The organism is Hydrogenophaga sp. (assembly GCF_018780385.1).
Classification (GTDB): domain Bacteria; phylum Pseudomonadota; class Gammaproteobacteria; order Burkholderiales; family Burkholderiaceae_C; genus Hydrogenophaga.
Window position 1 is genome coordinate 46,773 of record NZ_JADMJO010000025.1, and the last position, 20,410, is coordinate 67,182.

At 57.2% G+C, this 20,410-nt stretch carries 17 protein-coding genes and 1 pseudogene; 10 read left to right on the forward strand and 8 right to left on the reverse strand.

Annotated elements, in window-relative coordinates; all coding sequences use genetic code 11:
- Window positions 1-378: 378 nt before the first annotated feature.
- The 4 genes from IV113_RS11050 to IV113_RS11065 all read right to left on the reverse strand — a co-directional run bounded on the left by IV113_RS11050 (window position 379) and on the right by IV113_RS11065 (window position 7,668).
- On the reverse strand, window positions 379-1,686 hold the full coding sequence (locus IV113_RS11050; RefSeq protein WP_291084502.1) for a replication initiation protein: 1,308 nt from the start codon (window positions 1,684-1,686) through the stop codon (window positions 379-381).
- A 1,244-nt stretch (window positions 1,687-2,930) separates the two neighbouring features.
- Window positions 2,931-4,034 carry a hypothetical protein gene (locus tag IV113_RS11055; protein ID WP_291084505.1) on the reverse strand — a complete coding sequence of 368 codons (1,104 nt, stop codon included), beginning with the start codon at window positions 4,032-4,034 and terminating at the stop codon, window positions 2,931-2,933.
- A 4-nt stretch (window positions 4,035-4,038) separates the two neighbouring features.
- Window positions 4,039-4,737, reverse strand: a complete 699-nt coding sequence (locus IV113_RS11060) for a ParA family protein (protein WP_291084508.1) — start codon at window positions 4,735-4,737, stop codon at window positions 4,039-4,041.
- A 519-nt stretch (window positions 4,738-5,256) separates the two neighbouring features.
- On the reverse strand, window positions 5,257-7,668 hold the full coding sequence (locus tag IV113_RS11065; RefSeq protein ID WP_291084510.1) for a phage integrase family protein: 2,412 nt from the start codon (window positions 7,666-7,668) through the stop codon (window positions 5,257-5,259).
- A gap of 533 nt (window positions 7,669-8,201) precedes the next feature.
- Here IV113_RS11065 and IV113_RS11070 point away from each other — a divergent pair.
- The 3 genes and pseudogenes from IV113_RS11070 to IV113_RS11080 all read left to right on the forward strand — a co-directional run.
- Window positions 8,202-8,339: pseudogene (locus tag IV113_RS11070) on the forward strand (P-type conjugative transfer protein TrbG); the annotation flags it as partial.
- Window positions 8,336-9,586, forward strand: coding sequence for a TrbI/VirB10 family protein (locus IV113_RS11075; RefSeq protein WP_291084712.1), 1,251 nt, complete (start codon window positions 8,336-8,338; stop codon window positions 9,584-9,586). The pseudogene IV113_RS11070 and the gene IV113_RS11075, both read left to right, overlap by 4 nt.
- Window positions 9,583-9,840, forward strand: a complete 258-nt coding sequence (locus tag IV113_RS11080) for a DUF2274 domain-containing protein (RefSeq protein WP_291084512.1) — start codon at window positions 9,583-9,585, stop codon at window positions 9,838-9,840. The genes IV113_RS11075 and IV113_RS11080 overlap by 4 nt, the downstream gene beginning before the upstream one ends.
- Window positions 9,841-9,953: 113 nt before the next feature.
- On the opposite strand, the gene IV113_RS11085 is transcribed toward IV113_RS11080, so the two are convergent.
- Both IV113_RS11085 and IV113_RS11090 read right to left on the reverse strand, forming a co-directional pair.
- A complete protein-coding gene (locus IV113_RS11085) occupies window positions 9,954-11,171 on the reverse strand; it encodes a hypothetical protein (protein WP_291084514.1) in 1,218 nt (405 codons plus the stop codon).
- Entirely contained in the window at window positions 11,161-12,183 is a 1,023-nt protein-coding gene (locus IV113_RS11090; RefSeq protein WP_291084516.1) for a nucleoid-associated protein, read from the reverse strand. Before IV113_RS11090 ends, IV113_RS11085 begins: the two co-directional genes overlap by 11 nt.
- A gap of 232 nt (window positions 12,184-12,415) precedes the next feature.
- Between IV113_RS11090 and IV113_RS11095 the strand changes: the two genes are divergently transcribed.
- On the forward strand, window positions 12,416-13,318 hold the full coding sequence (locus tag IV113_RS11095) for a nucleotidyl transferase AbiEii/AbiGii toxin family protein (protein WP_291084518.1): 903 nt from the start codon (window positions 12,416-12,418) through the stop codon (window positions 13,316-13,318).
- Here the strand turns inward: IV113_RS11095 and IV113_RS11100 are convergent.
- On the reverse strand, window positions 13,295-14,185 hold the full coding sequence (locus tag IV113_RS11100) for a hypothetical protein (protein WP_291084521.1): 891 nt from the start codon (window positions 14,183-14,185) through the stop codon (window positions 13,295-13,297). The genes IV113_RS11095 and IV113_RS11100 overlap by 24 nt on opposite strands.
- 398 nt (window positions 14,186-14,583) lie before the next feature.
- On the opposite strand from IV113_RS11100, the gene IV113_RS11105 reads away from it, so the two are divergent.
- Window positions 14,584-15,108 carry a hypothetical protein gene (locus IV113_RS11105; protein WP_291084524.1) on the forward strand — a complete coding sequence of 175 codons (525 nt, stop codon included), beginning with the start codon at window positions 14,584-14,586 and terminating at the stop codon, window positions 15,106-15,108.
- Window positions 15,109-15,442: 334 nt separating this feature from the next.
- Here the strand turns inward: IV113_RS11105 and IV113_RS11110 are convergent, their stop codons facing one another.
- Window positions 15,443-15,835, reverse strand: coding sequence for a helix-turn-helix transcriptional regulator (locus IV113_RS11110; RefSeq protein ID WP_291084526.1), 393 nt, complete (start codon window positions 15,833-15,835; stop codon window positions 15,443-15,445).
- A gap of 12 nt (window positions 15,836-15,847) precedes the next feature.
- Here IV113_RS11110 and IV113_RS11115 point away from each other — a divergent pair, with 12 nt between their 5' ends.
- From IV113_RS11115 to IV113_RS11130, 5 genes are all read left to right on the forward strand, one after another.
- Window positions 15,848-16,261 carry a hypothetical protein gene (locus IV113_RS11115; RefSeq protein WP_291084529.1) on the forward strand — a complete coding sequence of 138 codons (414 nt, stop codon included), beginning with the start codon at window positions 15,848-15,850 and terminating at the stop codon, window positions 16,259-16,261.
- A gap of 138 nt (window positions 16,262-16,399) precedes the next feature.
- On the forward strand, window positions 16,400-17,380 hold the full coding sequence (locus IV113_RS26240) for a TniQ family protein (RefSeq protein WP_363318606.1): 981 nt from the start codon (window positions 16,400-16,402) through the stop codon (window positions 17,378-17,380).
- 652 nt (window positions 17,381-18,032) lie between these two features.
- A complete protein-coding gene (locus tag IV113_RS11120) occupies window positions 18,033-19,178 on the forward strand; it encodes an ATP-binding protein (RefSeq protein ID WP_291084532.1) in 1,146 nt (381 codons plus the stop codon).
- Window positions 19,179-19,549: 371 nt separating this feature from the next.
- Window positions 19,550-19,906 carry a hypothetical protein gene (locus tag IV113_RS11125; protein ID WP_291084727.1) on the forward strand — a complete coding sequence of 119 codons (357 nt, stop codon included), beginning with the start codon at window positions 19,550-19,552 and terminating at the stop codon, window positions 19,904-19,906.
- A 24-nt stretch (window positions 19,907-19,930) separates the two neighbouring features.
- A complete protein-coding gene (locus IV113_RS11130) occupies window positions 19,931-20,401 on the forward strand; it encodes a hypothetical protein (protein ID WP_291084534.1) in 471 nt (156 codons plus the stop codon).
- The last annotated feature ends 9 nt before the right edge of the window (window positions 20,402-20,410 follow it).

Below are 20,410 nucleotides of genomic sequence, written 5' to 3' on the forward strand. Positions count from 1 at the left end.
CGGAGCGGAGCTATGCGTGCTACTCCGCTATTAGCGGTACAGCACGGGTGCATGCGACGCCTACGCGGGACGCGATCCTCGTCGGGGGAGGTACCTCTTCGCGGATGATTCCTACTAAATTTTGCATTTGACTGCTAGCTGAGCAGCACGCCCTTTTGGTTTTACTGTCCCCAAACAATAGGCTTGGCTTGGCAAACTTTATGTGTGCTGCTCCGCTACTAGCGGTACAGCACGAACGCACGTATCGCTCTCGCAGGTTGCTATCCTGTTTTGGCTGATAGCAGAACAGCCAACCGCATAAACCGAAGTCATTCGAAAGACTACTCACGCTTCAACGTCACAACCATTAGCAACGAGACCCATCTGGTTTACTTTCAGTTAACCCATGAGCTTTTCAGTGGCGAATTCTAGAAGCTGTAACTGGGTAGGTTCACCCCAGGTCTGAAGGCCTACCCAAGTGAAGTAGGCCGTTTTGGCTGCCTTCCCTGGCTTCGCTCCAATCCGCAAGCCCGGAAGTTCTTGCTGTGCGTTGTAGCGCTGGATCAAAGCATCTTGGTCTGCAGGGTCGAGTTCATTGAAATACCCCTCTGCCTGTTTTAGCTGCTCGGCCATGTACTGCTCTATGAGTTTGTCCGCGGCGGAAGCCTTCCGTCCAGGGAGTGCCTTCTTGGCATCCGCGTTGGCAAGAGGCGAGTCCACGATAGCCCAGTTGTTTTTCAAGGCTTGACGAAGGTAGGCGGCCGGGTTTTCCACAGGCGCCGCGCGCTTGTCTGCCATCCTGCGCTTGACGTACGCGACCGCAGCGGACAGTTCTTCAATTTGGTGTTGAGTGGTCAGTCTTTTTGCTTCGGATTGCAGCAGACCGATGTTGACCATCTCCCCCACCAGCTTCATCACTCGCTCGTCATCGATCACCACTTCAAGCTGTGGCGGTCCGGGTTTGTGGACGGTGAACCAAATGTTCTTGATTCGGCGGCCCTCGTGGGTTTCCATCAGTTCAACCTGAATGTCCGCTTGTGAGTTCACCTCAGCCACACTAGGCTTGAGCACCTTTTGCTTGAAGTACTTGTACTCAAGGTATGACTTGGCCTCTGTGGATTCCCCGAGAACCATGTCCCTGAAGCTCTCCCAAGGAATCTCCGCAGTCCTGCCGATGCGCTCGAAACGGACACAGAACTCGTACAGAGCCAGCGATGAGGCCCGTCTGAACTTCGCCACCACATTCATGTCGATCATCGCGTACATGTCGGGGTTTAGCACTTGGTCGCGCAGTTGCGTGCTGATTCTGTAGCGGACCACCTCGGCTGTCATCTCCACATCTGGAAATAGAACGGAGGCTTTCCACTTGGGACGTTTGCCTTCAACGGCCACCACGTCCCACTCAAACACGATGCGCATCAACTCCAACGCGGAGTCTCGCAAGTACTCGCGGTTGTTGGAGTCGAATCCAATCTCTGTAGCCATGTCCGCAATGCGGATCGACCACCAACCCTCTTCGTCTGGCTTGTTCTGTACCGCGTTCTTCAGCCAGCTGTTGGATACTTTGCGCTGCACAAGCGACATCGGTGCCCGTGGCTTGCTGTGGACGACCTGAACAGCCTTCTTGTAAGGCTTGGGCACTTCAGGCACTTGGAACAGGGCAATTTGCCTAACTGCAGTGCGAGGAGTGTCGGATCGTTTTGCCATGAATCGCATTCTAGGGTGGAAACGCATTCAGATGCCTTCCACCAATGAAGGGATTCTTGGCTGTTGGTTTGGTTGTCACAACGACAGCCCCAACGTTGTTCTTTTTTGAAAAACACTTTGAACTCTTTAATACCTTTAGCCTGGCACAACCCCAGTGTTTATGCGGCCTGCAGCGTGCTGAGGTGACCATCGATGGGAGCAATGGTGACCACTTGTGGGTGTCCAGGTCATTGGATATGGGATTGGAGTGACCAGCTATGGGTCGCAAGGTGACTGGATTTGGGACATAGGTGACCATCTATGGGAGATCTCCACAGGTGACCATTTATGGGATGCACTCGGTGCAGTGCTTGGGAGCAGCCCACCTGCGTGGTCTGGTGTCGCATTTGCACAATAGGTGTCCGGTTATGGGAACCCCGCAGCTTTGTCGGGTATTGGTGTGTACACGCCTCTTAGCGGACCGCAAGGTGACCGTTTATGGGAAGTACTTGAGGTGACCGTTTATGGGAAGTCATGCTGGCTGCGGTGAGTGGGTGCGATTCGCTGGTGACCATCTATGGGACATGCTTCTGGTTGGTTGGCTCCCGCGTTTCGACCTGCGTTTCCAGGGACACCCCGCGACACGGTGGAAGGTTATGGGAAGCAGTTGAGCTTGGGTGACCTATACCCATTAGACGTATGGTGACCATTCATGGGAAACCAGTAAGGTGACCAGTTATGGGAACTTGGGTAAGTCTGACTGCTGCCTTGCAAACTGGGTAGAAACAGTCCGAGGCTCTATAGGTGACCATTTATGGGAGGCTTGGGCGGAGTGCGAGTTCGGCCTGGGCGGGTCAATCCGGTCTTAGGTCGCCTCTTTTGGTGCGCTCAATGTGGTTTGGACGCTTCAAGGTGACCACTTATGGGACTCTTTTCAGCGAAATGTTACTTCTCGGTCCTGTGCGCGGTCGAAAAGAGGAGGTGAGGTGACCACTTATGGGATGCACGTCGGTCTTTATTGACGGATCTCCCATAGCTGGTCACCTTTGAGGGTGACAACGGGGTGTTCTCCAGTAGTTGGAGAGGGTCCCCATAGAGGTGAACCGTGGTAGTTAACGTTTTTGGGAAGCTACCAGGATAGCGAGTGCTCACTGTGAGGGGACGATCAAAGGGGGGTAGAGACCTGATCTTGCCGTGCCTCAACTCATTTATCACGCCAAGGTGACCAGTTGTGGGACGGATCCAGTTGCGTCCCCTTGTTCTGATCAGGTGCTTGCGACCCCCTTTTTTGCCATGAAGTCTTCCAGCGCCTTAACCAATACTGTGCGCATCTCTGGCATCTCAGACTCGGTGAGGCCCGCGAGCGTGAGTTCGATCTTTCCCTTGCGGGTGAACATCTTGATTTGCCCTTTGTGGGCGCCGAAGGCCAAGGGATGAACAGTGCTGCGATCACGCGACTTTGGTCCGTCGAGCTTCGACTTCACCAAGGCGACGATCTGCGCTTTGTTGAGCTTGCGCCGCTTCACCTCCTCAATCACCTCAAAAGCGAGTTCTTGCCTTTGCTCCTGTTGAGCCCCGTCCATGTTTTCATCGAACATGGTGGCGATGGCATACAGGGCCGCGGCCGTGGAGGTCTCCTCGGAGCCCACCATGGCACGCTGGAGCTTCTCGGGCATGCGGGCCATCCTGAGGTACTGGCTGACCGTTCCCTCGGAAAGGCGCCCTCCTCCAGGCGCTTCCACCTTCTCGATGAGCTCGCGCTGGGACGACACGGCACCTTCCTTGAGCAGCGTGTGCAGGCTCAAAGCGAAATCGAGAGCACCCGTGTCGGAACGCTGCTCGTTGAGTTCTCGCGCGCGGCGAAACAGGTCTAGCTTGTCTCTGGGCGCTCGTTCGATCTTCACGTCCAGGTAAGACCGGTCCGTGATCTTGGCCGCCCTAAAGCGGGTACCACCGTCGATGAGCTTGATGCGGCCTTCCTCCACGTAGCCATGTGCCGCGACGTCCTGTCCGTTCGGGAGCGTTTTGGCAATTTTGTCAATTTCCTCCCCGGTGTAGATCTGGCGTGGGCTCACCGGGTTGGTGTCGATCAAGTAGAGTGGAACCCGCACGATCTCGTCTGGCAAACAGGCGTTGAGATCGAACGGTACCGCTTTGGTCACGACAGGAGCGCGGGGAAGGGTGGCACGTGCGGGCTCCATGACCAAATCTGCAAGAGGAATCGACATCGGCCCAGCTAGCCCATTCGGCTGGATCTTGGTGATTGCTTCAGCCGCAGCGAACTTGTCCACCGCCGCTGAGCTAGCGGCCTGCTGGTGTGCCTGCATGGCTTGTACGTTGTCGAGCTTGACTTTGCGAACTGGCTTCATGGCATCAGACCTTTCTCTCGGCTGGAATCTTGAGGAGTTTGGCTACAGCGTCTGCCAGTGCGTCGATCTCGGCTATCGCGTCCTTGGCGTTTGGCATGGAGTGCACGGTGGCGCCGTAGAGCATCGAACGAGTGAAGGCGACGCGGTCGCTGAGCACCTGCTTCAGTGGTGGGTAGTCGGGAAAGTTCTTGTCGTTCGCGATGGCTTCGAACGCAGCCTTTTCGTCTGCACGGTTCCGACGGAACGCGGTCGCCACGGTCCGCACCGGATAGTCCAGGCCGCTGGTCTGTTTAGCCTTCTTGGCAAGCCCAAGGGCTGCAGGGAGTGCGTCTGTATCTGCCGGGCTGAGTTTGGTCGGGATGAGAGCGAGGTCGCTGACCAGGAGCGATGCCCAGGTTCCCGGTTGGTCTACTGCTGGCGCGCAATCAACGAATATCAAGTCGTATTTACCCGCCAACTTCCCTAGTTCGGCGGCGGTGTTGTCTTTGTATCGAAAGCCACTCCACAGCGTTGCTGGGAAGTTCTTTCCTCCCATCCGACCGAGCCAAGATGCTGCTGTTTGCTGTGCGTCCAGATCGGCTACTAGTACGTCATAACCGCGATGGCCGAACGTACCAGCAAGTTGGCAGGTGGTGGTGGTCTTGCCGACCCCACCTTTTTGATTGAACAACGTGACGATTTTACCGAACGGAGTTTTGCCCATAGAAATTCCTTAATGACGGGTGAATTGTCTATTATTTTTCACACAACTTGCAAGAGATTCAAGAATGCCCATTGATCTTTTTTCGCGATTTTTGCAACTACGTGCCTGGTTGCTGTGGAGTGCGAGATATGAGCCCAAGCACCGTTTTCGTGAGAGATGCCCCAGCACCTATGCCTTACGCCCGAAATAGCGTCTTAGCCCTGTGGCGCAGTGTTGAAAACGGAGCTTTATGGCGACTGAACCTGCGCCCACTTCTGCAAACTTTTCCCGGGAAAAGCACGGACGGAGGGGGTAAGGGGGCAAATTCGAGCTTCTTTGAGTGGCGGGCTGGGGACTTTTCCCGGGAAAAGTTCGCACTTGCGAAGGATCGGTCTCGCGGGTTAGTGGTGATGGGCGTCCATAAGGGCGACTTTTTCCGAGGAACTTTTACTTCGAATGGCTTCTCCATCCGCGATCCGAGGCGCTTCATTGTGTGGACTTTTCCCGGGAAAAGTTTTTCAGACTTGGGCCGTTTGAGACCTAGCGCCCCAGTGGGTTGACCTTCCGCAATGCCTTCACCATGACCGAAATGTCCTGCTTCAGGTATGCCCCAGTAGTTGCGATGGAGGCGTGCCCCAGGGCCTTCTGTGCGTAGTTGAGGCCCGCACCATCGGGATTACGGAGGAGAACTTCCTTGGCGAACGTGTGCCTCATCCAATGTGTGCTGAATGTGAGCCGCCGGTGCGCTAATTTGGAGTCTCCGTCGAGGCGACGAATTTCGATCTGCAGTCGCGCGACCTCTTGCGCATCCCCTCGTTTCGAGGCGCGGTCCAACGACGCTTTGATCGCCTTATATTCCCGCCTCAGTGCCGTAATGTCGCGCCGTGCTGCAGTTCGGAAGAACTGTTTGAGCGTTTTGTAGATGCCGTGCTTGCCAAGTCCGAGCGGTATTTTCCCGATGTTTTGTGGTGTACTGCTCGTATTAGCGGCGAATCCGGTCAATGTTGCGATCAATGGGCGTTCGATACGAAAGGCGACTAAACGGGGGGAGTTGGCGCCCTCGGCTTTCTCGATGAGTTGTTCAACATCGCGATGGTGTGCTTCGATCAGATCCTTGATCACTGCTGGGATGTAGATCGTGCGCGCCTTATTTCCTTTGCCGATGACCTGCAAAGCAAACTCGCCAACTGCTGCCTTGCCGTCTACGTGGGCGGCGAACATCCTCGAAACGCTACTGGTTGCCACTTCTTCCAGACGCATTCCCGTCCGAAGCAGTGTCTCAATCAGCAACTCGACTCGCCGCGTGCGTGCCTGCATCAGGGTCGGGCAGGGCGGTGTGGCGCCGTCCGTCCCCTCGACCTTAGACGCGCTTTGCTTGCGACGATCCAGCAGCTGATTTACCCAGGCCAGATCTCCCTCATCGAGCGAGCGAGAGGTGTCCATTGCTCTGTCCACGACAGCCTGTGACTTCAAGCTGGAGAATGGATTGCCTGTGAGATAGGCGTTCGTCAGCAGCGCTTGGTACATCAGCTTGATCACCGTGAGCGCGTACGCTTGGCTCTTTGCGCTCAGCTGGCCACGCCACGGTTTCCAGCGCGGATCATCCCGAGTAACACGGTCAGCGCAGATAAGTTCGTCAGGGATTTTTTTGAGGAAGATCTGGTAAGCCTGGGCATGGCCAATGGCCACGCTGGACACCGCTACGTGCGCTATCGAGTAGCACCAAATCAGGAAGCGCTCAGCTTCGCGCCGGTACGCCTCGAACGTCCTCATCTTGTCGGCCACAAGAAATGACCGAAGCCACACGGTGATGGCATCGAGGTCGGTCCTTGCTTCGAATAGATTTGGACCTCGTACGCGGAACAAACCATCCTGCCCATCGAGCCGAGCGGGCACCTGCAGAAGTTCGAGGGGGGCGATGTCCAGGGCGGTTCCATGCGCTGCGGGCAGGGCGAGCGCACCACCTGGCTCAGGCATGAGGTCCAGCAGGCACTCGCTGGCCCGCTTCAGAGGCACCAGCGCGCTTTTGAGTGGGGCGTAGGGTGACCACGAAGGTCCGGTGCATTGAATTCGCCCAAGCGAATCCGCGTGTTCAGTGAGCCAGGCCTGCAGTCGTGCTGCCCGAACAGGGCCCAGACGCGGAACCTTCCTGTGCCAATTGCGCCCCGCACCTTCGATGAACTGCACGAGCTGGCGCAGCGTCGTGATCTGCATCTGCGCCAGCGCAGTGGTGAGCGATCCCGCCAGCCAGACCGATATAGCCGCATCCGGTTGCGGACGGTAGGCCAGGATCGTCTGGAGCTCGTTGATGGCCTTGACCTTGCGGTCAATGATCACTGCTCGGTTGACCTCGGAGGAGAGCGCCGCTCGAATCTCAATCCCGTTGTCCAGAAGGTACTCTTGGAAGCGCTCAGGAAGCTCGGCCTCACCGTAATAGTCGGCCGAAGGAAGGCTGTTGAACCAAGTCTCGTAGATCTCATTGAGGTCGCGCTTGTCGGCCTCCGCGCCTTCAGCCGGTATGGACTCCGCGAGCACCGAGGCTGCCAGCTGCAGGCGCTTGTCCTCGGAGGCCTGTGCGGTGGCGAGGATGCGTTGTTCCAGGTCATCGTACGTCGCCTTGAGAGTCGCCCCGTGGGGAACGAGCGGGGCACCCTGCGAGTTAAAGTGGACGTTTGCGTAGAAGCGGGCGTATGCAGCGCTCGTTGACATACCGTTGACCACGCCACGCACGAAAGAGAAATCTTCGACAGTCAGCTCATCCAGATCGGCAAACGTCGGTACCCGGTAGCCACGCTGTCGGCCTCGGGGAAGCTTGGGTGGCGAAGGGAGGAGGGGGGTGACGATTTTGCGAGGCCGTCCACGCCCCCGCTTGGCGACGGGGGCCTCACACGCCGGCGGAGCCGGAACTGTTGACAGGGCATCGGCATTTTTTTGCGTGGGCTCATGCTGCATGGAACTTGCGGAGGGCGCTCGGTGGGGCGTTGGTGGTTCAGCTCTCGCACGCGAACCTTGAAGCTCCGGACGCACCGTGTGGACCCGCTTCTGAGGTTGGGATCGGGAAAGGCAAGTGGTTGATTTTCAAAGCGTTTTCGGGAAAATATGTAATGATTCTCATTCAAAAACAGAGTTCTACGCGGAATCGATATTTTGTTGAGTTTAATTTTACGGCATCCTAATACTAGTTAGGCAGACGTGATTTTTAAAAAACGGAAAAAAGCCGGACAAGTAAAGTTGTAAGAGCCCAGCCCGCGCCAAGGTGGAAGCAGTGCGCGCGGCGGCAGTTGCGGAAAGCCACTCATCCTTCTCTTCCGCGTCACTGCGCTTTCTCCTTGCGCAAATGATTCCATATTATGAAAAGCCCGCCACTCTTCCGGCAGTCATCATTCGAACTCTCCGGGACCTCGGCATTGGGTTGCCAGGGGAGTTGAGTTGCAACGAGCAGTGTTGAAGGGGTGCTAGCGGAGACGCCGCCGGTGGCCGCTCGCTACCGCTTCCGCTCCCCATACTACGTTGTGGACCGACTGTTCGGCGCGGCCGAACTGCGGCTGGGCGGCGACCAGGCGCAGGTGGTGCGCATCGAGCGCACGGATGGAGTCGGGGCGGGCGCCACGCGGAGGAACTGAACATGAGAACATCCCCCGATGCAGCGCCAGCGTCTGCCGCGAAGGTCGAACCCGAATCCGTAGCCATGCGCGCTTCGCCTCGCCCTGCCACGCGCTTGAACCGCCGTGTGCTGGCTCTCGGTGCCGGCGTCCTGGCCGCCGCCGTGCTCAGCGGCACCCTGTGGTCGCTGCAGTCGAACAAGCGCCAGCGCAATCCCGCCACCGAGCTGTACAACGTCGATCGCGTCTCACGCGCCGAGAACCTGGACCAGTTGCCGAAGGACTATGCGGGTATTCCGCCCGCCGTGAAGCATGGGCCGCCAGTGTTGGGCGAGCCGCTGCCCGGCGACCTGGGTCCGGCTATCGTCAAGGCGCAGCAGCCGATGGAGACGCGGCCGCCGGGCGGTGGCGTCGATCCGGCGCAGGCCGAGCGGCTGGCGGCTGAAGAGGCGGCCCGGTCGTCTGTGTTTTTCCGAAGCGGTGCGAGCGGCGGAGGACTGAAGCCGGGCGCCGCGCAGACCATCGTTGATCCTCCGGCATTGGCTTCAGGCAATCAGCCGTTCAACCCGATGGGGCTCACTGCTCCCCCAGCGCAGCCGGCCGATCCAACGGCCATGCAGAACCGGCAGGATCAGAAGGATGCGTTCATCGCCAAGGCTGGCGACACCTCGACGCGCAATCCCGGCAGCTTGCAGTTGCCGGCGTCACCGTACCAGGTGATGGCAGGCACCATCATCGCGGCGGCATTGGTGACGGGGATCAACTCCGACCTGCCTGGGCAAGTCATCGCCAACGTGTCGGAAGCGGTTTACGACACCGCCACGGGCCGCCATCTGCTGATCCCGCAGGGCTCGCGCCTGATCGGCCGTTACGACAGCCAGGTGGCCTTCGGCCAGCGGCGTGTGCTGCTGGTGTGGCCGCGGTTGATCCTGCCCGACACGTCGTCGGTGGCGCTGGATCGTTTGCCCGGCGTCGATTGGCATTGGGATCGCATCCTGGCCGGCGCTGCGCTGTCCACGCTGCTGGGGATCGGCGCAGAGCTAGCGGCACCGGAGAGTCGCACCGATGGCAGCCGTGTCGTCATCGCCGGGCGTGAGAGCGCGCAAGAGACGGTGAACCAAGTCGGGCAGGAGATCACGAAGCGCAACATGAGCATCCAGCCAACGCTGACGGTCCGTCCGGGCTTCCCGATGCGGGTGATGGTCAGCAAAGACTTGGTGCTGAGACCGTATCAGCCCCTGTTCTTCCAGCGGGGATCGTCGCAATGAGCACAAACAAGCTGCGGTTGGGACCTTTGCCGAAGGCCCAGAGCGTCAAGATCACAGTTACCCTGCCGGCTGAATTGATGCAGAGCCTTGAGCGGTACGCGCAATTGCACAGCCAGGCGCATGGCGTGCCGGTCAATGCGGTTGCATTGATTCCGCACATGCTTGCTGCATTCATTGCGCGTGACCGCGAGTTCCTCAAGCGTAGCCGCAAGAGCGACACCCTGTCGGCACCGCCGCCTCCACCAAGCACCTGAATGCTTCGGCGTTCCGACCTCGATCAGCGTTGCCGACCAACAACTCTGCCGCATCTCCGTTGGAGTGAAAACTTCATGCTAGTGAGCCCACGGATCCAGGCTCATGCCACTTATCAGAACCAACGTGCAAGAACGGGGAGAAAGGCTACAGCCCAATCTCGTGCTGGAGGCGTGAGTTTGAGATAAATCACATGCGAAAGCAGGAGCCCTCCGACGACAAATGCGTCGATGACCCAAAGGATTACCCGTTGCGTGAAAGCGCGTTTTGACAGGTAGTTGAATGTTCCGGTAAAGGAGTCTGCAACGGCGGCGAATTCTTTCTTGAGTTGCCGTTTCTGCCGATCAATCTCATCCCGCAGAACCGCCAGCGTATGCGACTGGTTATGCAGCAAGAAGATCATCAGAATGGCAAATACCCAACAACCAAGCAGAACCGCCGTATTGACCCAAAACTCGTAGCCAACTGCCTTGGCGTCTTTCATCTGGGTTGCCACGATGATCGTGGCAACCGGGATTCCGAGCAGTTGGTTTTGTATCTCCGAGAAAACCTTATGGATCTTCCCGCTGTATTCCACCCTCGCTGCTTCGACTTGGTCTCTGACCTTCTCGTATGAGAATCCTGCTGCAAACAACTGGTATCCCTGCTCGAACTTCTTCTTGAGCTCGCCTGCGTTAGCCAGTAGGTGCCCAAACCGCTGTGCACCTGACAGATGTTCGGTGATAGAGATCACAGCCTCCGCGAGGATCGACGCGCACTGTTTCTCATGTGTGCCAGATGGAATGAGATCCAGAATTTCCCGCACTACAGGAAGAGACATTTTTCTCAGGTCATCCGCGCCGTATTCAATGGGCAGTTCGAACTTACCGTCCTTGATGAAAATGAGTGCTGGTTCGTCAACGTCCAGAAACGCAGCCGATCGTTTTAGCGTTTGAATAAAACGGAGCACCGTGCGGTAACGTGCCACAACATGATCTTCCGCGACGAGATCGTTGCTGGAAATTCCCTCGGCCATCAAGAAGAACGATGGCTCTTTGATACGCGCTTTGCGAGCCCCAGAAAGCAGATCGCCGACATCATTTTTGAGCACACCAAAGCCAAGCCGGGGCGAAACCGAAATTTCAACCGATTGCCCGACGGCTAATGTGGATGGATCCTCTTCGTTGGCAAGCAAAAGATGCGCATCGTGTGGCGCATCAATGCACGCCTTGAGCGCGGCGAGATCCGATGCTGTGCTGATCGAGAAGGTTCCACGAACAGGAGGCCCGTCTTGCCGATTGGCAAGACCCCGAACAACCTGGGTCAGGTCGTCCCAGGTTGCCTCAGTCGCCATCTTTTATCTCACGGTCCAACTCTGCCTTCAGTCCATCAGGCAGCTTTAGCAAGGTTAATTCACCCTTCTTCTGGTTGTAATGCGCATAGCCTTGCGATAGAGCGTGGCGATCAATATCCACGGCCCAGTAGTCGGTTTTGTACTTCATTCGCATCAAGGCTTTGATACTGCGGCCGTCCGGCACAAAACCGTCCGATATCTGCACGCCATCTTCGACGAAAGCGTCTTGCAGCTTCTTGGGTTCGTTTGGCCACGCGACATTCGAAAGGGCTTCCAGACTCAACGGCTCGTCGTTCTTGTTGCGCTCCTCACAATAGCTGAAAGCTGACTGCAGAAAATCTTCTTCGGCTTTCTGATCCAGCCCTTGGCCTTTTGCGAACTTCTTCAGGGCGCTGACTAATTTCTTGGTTTCTTCCGTGTCGGCGATCAGTTCATTGCAACCGAGAAAGACCTTGAAGTAGTCTGCTATCTCGCCACGCTGCTTGAGGAAGCCGACATAGCGGATGTCTTCATCCGCTTTCTCCCAGTCGGTGAGATTGACGCGGCCCGCGACGCGCAGGTTGCTGAGATCAACGTGCATTGCATCTACGACCTCAAGGGTTTCATCGTTAATGACGCTCCCATCCACATTGTTGATGATGGCGACTAGAAACCAAGTCACATGGGCTGCATTGGTCACCTGTGCCATGAGGACATAACCGCCTGTTGCGAGCGGCACGCCCCCCGCTTTGGCCGAAAGAACGCTCAACAGCAGCTTTGACGCTTCTAGGAAACCGGTGCTTTTCTCGATGAATGTTTTTCTCAAAATAGCGGAGGAGGGATAGTTAACCTCATCAGCCTCGAAGCGCCCATATCCTTTGCTGGCCTTGCCCGCATAGAGGTCATGAATCGCCAGGATCAATTTCTTTACGGGATCAGTAACCTTGAGCGCGGCTTTTCTTTCGACGACCGTTGCTTTGCCATGCTTTTCCTTGACCAACTTGTGGACGATGACGTTGTTAACAGTGTCCAAGAAAATCTCCTCCGGTGTGCGGCTATATCCGCTGTTGTTATCTGACCCTGCATTGTTACATCTGTTGACGATCCTGTCCGTTCGGGTTGTTCCGTGCAAGGTGCATCGCGCCCAGAGTTCAAAGTTTCCTTCATCCGGGCATTGGCCACCCCAAGGACGCACACCGGATCCGTCAAGCAACTGATGCTTCGGCCGTCCCGACCTTCGATATGGCTGTGCTACCGTCCTTGTTATGAAGAAAGCTGATGTGAAGACGTCCGAGGCTGCCGCGTTGCTGGACAGGATCAAGGTCCTTGCGGTTCAGGCGATGTTCTCGGACGATGAGCTGCTAGAGCAACTGGTCCTTAAGGGTGGGAACGCTATGGCCCTGGTGCATCAAATCAGCGCGCGCGCCTCAGTTGACCTGGACTTTTCGTTGAAACAGGACTTCGGCGATGACGTCGCATCTGCTGAAGCGCGTATCCACAAGGCGTTGACCGAGAACTTTCGCGCGAGTGGGTACGAGGTATTCGACTTCCGCATGATCGAGAAGCCGCGGGCAATTTCCGAGGACATGCGCCATTTCTGGGGCGGCTACGCCGTCGAATTCAAACTGGCAACTGCCGATGTGTTCGCGGAGCATCGCGACGACTTGGAGGTCTTGCGCCGGCGTGCGGTCAACCTCGGGCTGGGCACCAAGTTCCTGATTGACATCAGCCGCTTCGAGTATGTCGACGACAAACAGCCAGTCGACTTCGAGGGCTACATGATCTACGTGTACTCGCCCGTGATGATCGTGTGTGAGAAGCTTCGGGCGATCTGCCAACAGATGCCCGAATACGGTCCCATCATCAAGCGGGATCGTGCCGGCAGCGCTCGCGCCCGGGACTTCGTTGACATCTTTGTGCTGATGGACACCCTAAAGCTGGACCCGACGACGGACAAGGTGGCCCAGATCTTGAGGTCAATGTTCGAGGTCAAGAAGGTGCCGTTGGCGTTCCTGGGCAAGGTGCCGGAGGTGTACGAGTTCCACCGGGCCGGTTTCGCCGCAGTGGAGGCGACCGTCACGCCGGGGTTCGACCTCCAGGAGTTTCGCTTCTACTTTGACTATGCGTTGGCCCTGATCAACAAACTAAAACCCGCTTGGGATGTGTAGCCGCCAGTCGCTGTCGTAGCGTGTGTCGTTCATCTCGTGCGTCAGATAGAAGTCTTGCTCCATGGGCAGACGCCGCACTAGGTCGATCTGGCTAGGCTTGTAGTCCGCGCGCTGCAGGTAATAGCCGACGGCCTGGTGGTAGGGATAGACAAAACTCAACTTGTGCAGCATCGCCACCAGCTTGTTGATGGACACGCGCTCCTTTGCCAGCTCGTACGCTTTTGCCACCTCAAAGACGCCGCCCGCATAGACCGGCCGCACTGTGATGTCGATCAAGGTGCGTTCTAGATTCGTCAGCCGGGCTTGGACCTCGGCCCCGCTTTCGTCTGTCATCAGTTCGGTGACGACGCCCAGGTGGCCGGTGTCGGCGCCGTTCAGCAAGTAGATCTTCTTGTCGTCGTATTCCACCCAGTTACTTGAGGCGCGTGCCGGCTTCTTGAAGGCGTTGTCAATATCTGCCTGGCTGATCTTGCTGTCGCGTTCGCTTGCATGCGAGGCGGTTCGTTCGTCCGTGAGATAGATGGACTTGGGTGACTGCTCGGTCAGCCCGTGTGCGCGCATCGCCGTGTAGTGGCTGAAGTGCAGGTCTTTTTTCAGGCCTAGCAAGATGGCGAGCAAAGGGGCTTGGTCCCAGACGTAGCACTTCTCAGCCCGCTGAGGGAAGAGAAACTCATACTGTTTGAGCTTCGAATGCTTCTCCAGAAATTCGATAAATCGTTCAGCAGTTGTGTTTTGTGCAAGCCGCCAGAAATCCCGCTGTTCCGTGAGGATTGCGTAAATCTCTTTCGGCTTCAGGACATGGTCGGGAAGCGCGTCAAAGTGCCGAACGATGTCCGGCTTTGCGATCTGGATTCGAGTGCGATTCATCCGACAGGGTGAGCTCGCGAATCAATGTGGTCGGCGTACTTGGCAGCATGCATGCTGCCAAGTATGCCATTGATGAAGCGAGGCTACAAGCCATTTACCTCGAAGTCGGGATGGGAAATGTGGTGTTGTAACGCTGTGCTGTGCAGCGTTCACGCTGCACAGCATAACATAGGCACCGTGGGTAGTCAAATCGCATCTTCGCCAAGGAGCCAGGTCAAAGCGTTGTTTACAGGGAGCTCGTTGACTGCTAGGCTGGGGCATATATGCCCCAGCCTAGCAGTCAAACCATAGCCCTACTCTTGCAATTCCTTTCTAAATAGGTTATGCTATGGAGCGCATGCGCTCCATAGCACAGTGTATCACTCGCGCATACGGCCAACGGATCTCGGGAGATAGGAATGACGATAGGCACGATCGAACTGGCCGAACAAGAGCTTGCCCTTCTTGAACAAATCGATTTCAACTGGCACTCCCATGACAGTGGCCGGCGTTCGTGTGACGCGGCTGCAAGGTTGATGCCGTTGCTTTTGCAGCGCAAAGCGATCCCCGAGCGCCGTTTGCGCTACTTTGACGATCCGGAGCTCAATGGAGGAAGAAAGTCCCGTCTGCAGGTGTTCGAAGGCAACGGCACTGTAGGAGTTGACATCTTTGGACACGGAAACTTTCTCCGTCATCTCCGCTATTTCATCCACGGGGCGGCATTGCCTGAGCGCATCAAAAGCCAGATGGCCGAGCTGGTCGGCGACCCCTCGTATTTCACCAGTGGTGACCTTGAGCCGGCGCGCAAGCTCGCTCGACAGTTGGCTCGATCGTCCGGGCTCGGATCTGCTTTGTCGGACAGCTTTTTCCAGTTGATGAATGACCTTGGATTAAGTCCAAGTTGCGCGGACTCAGTGCGACGAGCGGTACTGTCCGTGCGTTAGGCGACATCTGGGTTGCCAGGCGGTTTCGCTTTCCGCCTGGACGTTCAATCCAGCTTTCACGTCCCGTCCTGGCTAGGTAGAATATCGTATCGAGATCTGTGTACCCAAAGGTGTACCCCGAGAATCGAGACGTTCGTGAGAGCGAGCATTGGCGCGGGTTGGAGAGGATTTTTCGATCCAGCCCCAGGCACCACTTCTGTTTCTCAGACGATCCCAAGTTAGCCCAGAGTCCTTGTAAATCAAGAACTTAGCCTGAAAAGGCGGCTCAAGCGGTATCGTTGAATTCCACAACGTCCCGTTCTTGCGTGTACCCCTACTCTGTGGCCGGTGTGACCTATCGCGCGCTCATCAGCAGCGCAGCAAGCAATCCCAAACCGATCGCAATCGCTGCTGGATTGTCCGGCTTCTCTGAAATCACATCGACGCCTTGCTGCCGAAGGCGCGCCTCGTACTGATCGGCCCACTGCAACACTTGGCCAGGCTGCAAGCCGAGCTGTGTTGCCGCGTTCCTGAGTTGCGAGAGGTTTAGTACGGAGTCGCCTGACTCAAGTCTGGAATAGGCGGACTGCGATAGTCCAAGGGTTGCTGCGAGATCGCCTTGCTTGATCCCGCGAGCCTCACGCTGCTGCGCCAATATCTTGCCGACCAAAGCGGGATAGGTGACCAACGGTTTTTGAGGGGGGATTGACTTTTCCTGCATGTATGCGTTTAATGCAAATATGTTCAACAGGAGGATACCATGATTCCCGTTTCAAACCATCAAAAGATCTGGGCACTTCCCGCAGGAACCGTCATTCGGGTTAACTGCGGTTTCTATGATCATGTGGCGTTGCTCAGTGATCGATGGATTGGCGGGGAGCGTGGTGTCTTGTCGTTTTCGGCGCAAAGCTGTGGGCTCGTCGAGCAATGCATATCGACATTCGCGGCCGCTCGCCCTGTAACGGTAGACGGATATCTCGGTGGCCTGCCGCCCGGAACCGTGATGCAGCGTGCGCGGCTGAAGCAGGTACAGGGTTATTCATGGACAAAATTCAACTGCGAGCACTTCGTCCGTTACGCGCACGGCGTACCCGTGGAGAGCCCTCAGCTGCAGCAATGGGCGTTTCTGGGCAGCGCGTTCGGATTTCTCGCGCTCTTATCTGCAAAGGCATGAGCACTCCAGACATTGGCATGGTCGGAGCGCCCAGCCGCTTCGGCGAGTTTGCATAGTTGGAGGCGAAGCCCAAATGAAAACCCCGGCTCTAGGCCGGGGTGGATTTTTTAGGTCTTACGTGAAGGGTCTTAGGGAGAGTTGGCTGGTACTTCGGTCCTGCTTACCGTAAGACCTGGTGAATCAGGCCAAGGCTATGTTCTGAGGATGGCGTCCGAAAATGGGTTGCGCGGCTTGCCATTCGTCAAAAGCGGATTGGGGCGGTCTCGCTTCCACACGCTGGATGCAGATGATGCAGCGAGGATTTCCAAATGGTTTGGAGCGCCGGAGGGAGAACTCGCAGAGGCGTTGGGGCACATTTCCAGAGATGCCGCAAAAACCGGGTTCTCGTATGCGGGCCAAGAGATCGGCCGGAGCTATTTTCTCAATCGAGGACGTCCGCGAGTGTGTCCCCGGTGCATGTCGCAGCATGGCTTCTGTCGAGCGGAATGGGATTTTGTCCTCGTGGTGGCCTGTCCGCGGCACGCTTGCCTTTTGGCGGACAGGTGCCCGGTGTGCGACAAAGCGGTGGACTGGAACCGGCCGAGCCTGACGGCGTGTCAGTGCTACTCAGATTTGCGTGGTTGGAAGGCGCAGTCCGTTGTGCCACCGACGCTTGAGCTGGCGTTTGCGCAATGGGTGTCCGCGTTCGTGACCCCAGGTGCCCGCGATGAGGCCGCTGTCGAGAACACTGATGGAGCAGGGTTTGCATTGCTGAGGCTGCTTCGACCGCTGTCCCTCGGGGCCGGTTTGTCACTCACCTATGCACTTGCCAGTGCATGCCAGTATCCACTGAGCGGGGGCGGCCAGCGAGTCAAGAAGAAGACGTCACTGCTTCATGGCAGACAGGTGCTCCAGGCGGCGGACCGGCTGGTACAGAGGATTGCACAGGGGGAGCGGATAGAGCTGAGGGTGAGTCAACGCCCTGTGACAGTGGCGCTGCTATCTGAAGCCATGACCAAGGCAACATGCCCGGAGGATCGATCCATTGCACTCTCGATCCTGGGCTCCGTGTTGAGGCAAGGTGGGCGCACGAAATGGTCGGGCCAATACGGGCAGCTCTCGCAGTTGCCGCTTTTTTGATGTGCGTTTCACAGAAGCGATTTGTATGCACAGGAGCCAAGACTATCAATCTCAAGTCAGCGATGTCATCCGTTCCCCTTCTTTTCGCCACAGGAAAACCCGGGCAGGCTGCCGAGAAAGACGCCGCACATGAAACGAATTGAACGACTGCAAGTCGCTACAAATGCTGTACGGATCTTGGTTCCAAAGATTCGTGAACATGGCACTTATCACCCCGCCACAGCACTTGAGCCAAGTCGTTGGGTGTGGGAATCGCTTGGCTACAGGCTGAGCCTTGTTGAGAACATTCTGTTGTCTCCCGTGGAACCCAGTCTCTCATCGTTGCTTGACATTTGGCCTCGTGGAGGAGGGAAGCAGTTCTCAGCAAGTTGGTACGCTGATCGGCCGTGGGTGCCTCCACGAGTCATCTGTTTTCATCAGGGCGCGTGGATGGATGTATTCAGTCTAGGTTCGAGATCAGTGGAAAGTGACTGACTATCGTCCCGCGATGTTTTTGCCTGCTTCTCCAGCACTTTTATGAGCGCGCTCTGCAGCGGCAAATACCACCGAGACCCTGCCTTCCATCAAACGACCTTGATCGCGGCAGTTGCAGCCACCATCTTTCGCACACTTACGCAGAATGGCCAAAGATTCAAAGCCGACATGCCTGGCCATGAGCCGCATTCATCACCGCCCCAAACTCGCGCTCGACATTGCCACGCAGCTGCTGAGTCCCGGCATCCTCGACCAGGGCCTTCGCTCCGGCCTGTTCCTATCTGGCCCGCGCCGCACCGGAAAAACCACCTTCCTGCGCCATGACCTGACACCGGCGCTGAAGAACGCTGGCGCATTTGTGATCTACGTGGACCTGTGGTCGGATACCAGCGCAGAACCCAGCAAACTCATCCGCGCCGCCCTGTGCTCGGCGCTGGAGGGTCTGCAAGGCACGAGAGGGAATCTGCAAGGCCGAGCTGCAGGCTTGACGTTCGACTTCCAAATCTCCGACCTTGGCACCCCCACAGGTGCCACCATTGCGCAAGCAGCCACGGAAATCGTCGACCAGGCCAAAACCGATCTGGTCTTCATCGTCGATGAGGTCCAGCACATGCACACATCAGATGCCGGCCTTGCGCTCACGTACGCCTTTAAGGCAGCACGCGATGCCGTCAACGCCCGGCCCCAAACCCCCGGCCACTTCATCTTCATTGGGGCCGGATCACACCGCGCCCAGGTCATGGGAATGACGGTGCAAGGTAGAAGCGCCTTCGAGGGCGCAACCTCTGCCGATTTCCCGACGCTGGGCGAGGACTACGTGCAGTCTGTCCTCGAGACACTGTTGAGTGAAGGCACCAATGTCATCCCCAGTCTGTCGGTGACCTGCGAGTCGTTCGTCCGACTCGGCTGCCGCCCCGAGGAACTGCGGCGCGCTTTGCGCACCCTGCAGCAATTCCAGCCGCAGGAGGCCGACCAGTACCTTCCGGTCATCGCCACCACACTCATGGAGGCTGCTGCCGATATCGAGATCACGAAGGTCGAGGAAATTGGCGTCCTTGCCTGTGCCGTCTTCGAGCGCATCGCCCTTGCAGAGGAGGACGCCAAAGGCCTTTTCTCCGCCTCCGCACTCAGTGCTTATTCCGGCGCGGTAGGGCGGGCTGTCTCCGCCGATCAGGTCCAGAGCACTGCCCAGCTTCTGCAGGACCGCAACATCATCGTTCGCAAGGGGTACGGACGGTATGCAATCACCGACCCGTTCATCCGGCAGACCTGGTGCAATCGCGTCGCAGTACTGGCGCCGACCTTTCATCACAAACAGTCCTGACCAGCAATTCGCTTCATCAAACCTGAGCGGCGGGTTTTCCAAGAATGTGGCCCTTTCGCCGATGGATTTATTGAAGAGCAGCGATGCAATGCAAGCATCCCGTGTAGGGCGCTTCGCAAGCATGTCTCCAAGTCGTGCGACAGCGTCGAGGCTGGGAGGCGATCCATGGTTCGAGCTCGCGGGCATATCACGCCCCGGGCGCTACGATTTTTGGCGTGAGAACGTGAAGGCTTGAGCCCTGTTCACATCGATTGGTGTGTGCGGCAAGGCGATCAAATTTGCCAACTTAACGAACTTGACGAAGAATCCCGACTGAACGAAAATTGTGCCCATGCGCTGCAATAGAGCAGTTCGTGAACCGGAGAAAACTTATGTTGACTTGGGATGAGACCAGGGTCTCTGGCCTGCCTCGCATCGCAGGGGTTTTTGCCCAATATCAGATCATTCGCCGCAGTGGCGGCCTGACGCCGTTTGAGCCCAACAGATTCGCCCACGCCATGATGACGGCGTTCCTGGCGGTGCACGGCGTTGTGGCTTTCGCTCAGCGCGCCTGCAGTGGATGGCTCCACGGTCTATGGCGCGCAATCAAACCATCCAAGGTCGGCGCACATGCAGTCAATCAAGCCATTGGGCTTGAACGACCTCTCTTGGTGACTTCGCTGCAAGGCCACTGCAAGGAGCGAAGTTTCTTCGGCAGCAGCAAACCCGACATGCGCAACGCACCTTGAACCGGTGCTCAAGACTCAATCGCCATGAACACCTTAACTTCCCCTTTTTCTGTTGCTTTTGACTCTCTCAACCCACGTCGCGCGAGTACGGCAGACCCCTACGCCAGTGAGGCGCAGACCGCTGTATTGCTGCGCCGTGGTGCCGAGTACAGGCGCCAACGCATCAATGCCTCGGACATGGTCTCGACCGATGAAGCTGCTGAACTGAGCGGGACGACCCGCGTCACGATCAACGCTTGGATCAAGAGCGGCCGTTGCATTGGCGTGACGCATTTGCGTCGAGGCTTCAAGATGCCGAAATGGCAGTTTGAGCCCTACGTGTTCCCCGTGATTCAGGCACTGTCTGAAGTCCTGGGCACCACCGATGGGTGGCCACTGCTGTCGTTCTTGGAAACACCGCATGAGGCACTTGACGGACTGGCGCCACGCATTGCCCTGGAGCAGGGCGTGTCTGGCAGGCGCATTGTTGAACTGGCAACAGCAGAAGGGCATTGAGCCTGACTG

What these genes read in the sequence shown, in the direction of transcription:
- IV113_RS11095 (WP_291084518.1), top strand. Translation starts at nt 12,416, where the DNA reads ATGAAGAAAGCTGATGTGAAGACGTCCGAGGCTGCCGCGTTGCTGGAC.
- IV113_RS11050 (WP_291084502.1), bottom strand. Translation starts at nt 1,686, where the DNA reads ATGGCAAAACGATCCGACACTCCTCGCACTGCAGTTAGGCAAATTGCC.
- IV113_RS11065 (WP_291084510.1), bottom strand. Translation starts at nt 7,668, where the DNA reads ATGCAGCATGAGCCCACGCAAAAAAATGCCGATGCCCTGTCAACAGTT.
- IV113_RS11100 (WP_291084521.1), bottom strand. Translation starts at nt 14,185, where the DNA reads ATGAATCGCACTCGAATCCAGATCGCAAAGCCGGACATCGTTCGGCAC.
- IV113_RS11115 (WP_291084529.1), top strand. Translation starts at nt 15,848, where the DNA reads ATGATTCCCGTTTCAAACCATCAAAAGATCTGGGCACTTCCCGCAGGA.
- IV113_RS11130 (WP_291084534.1), top strand. Translation starts at nt 19,931, where the DNA reads ATGAACACCTTAACTTCCCCTTTTTCTGTTGCTTTTGACTCTCTCAAC.
- IV113_RS11080 (WP_291084512.1), top strand. Translation starts at nt 9,583, where the DNA reads ATGAGCACAAACAAGCTGCGGTTGGGACCTTTGCCGAAGGCCCAGAGC.
- IV113_RS11105 (WP_291084524.1), top strand. Translation starts at nt 14,584, where the DNA reads ATGACGATAGGCACGATCGAACTGGCCGAACAAGAGCTTGCCCTTCTT.
- IV113_RS11060 (WP_291084508.1), bottom strand. Translation starts at nt 4,737, where the DNA reads ATGGGCAAAACTCCGTTCGGTAAAATCGTCACGTTGTTCAATCAAAAA.
- IV113_RS11125 (WP_291084727.1), top strand. Translation starts at nt 19,550, where the DNA reads ATGTTGACTTGGGATGAGACCAGGGTCTCTGGCCTGCCTCGCATCGCA.
- IV113_RS11085 (WP_291084514.1), bottom strand. Translation starts at nt 11,171, where the DNA reads ATGGCGACTGAGGCAACCTGGGACGACCTGACCCAGGTTGTTCGGGGT.
- IV113_RS11055 (WP_291084505.1), bottom strand. Translation starts at nt 4,034, where the DNA reads ATGAAGCCAGTTCGCAAAGTCAAGCTCGACAACGTACAAGCCATGCAG.
- IV113_RS11120 (WP_291084532.1), top strand. Translation starts at nt 18,033, where the DNA reads ATGAGCCGCATTCATCACCGCCCCAAACTCGCGCTCGACATTGCCACG.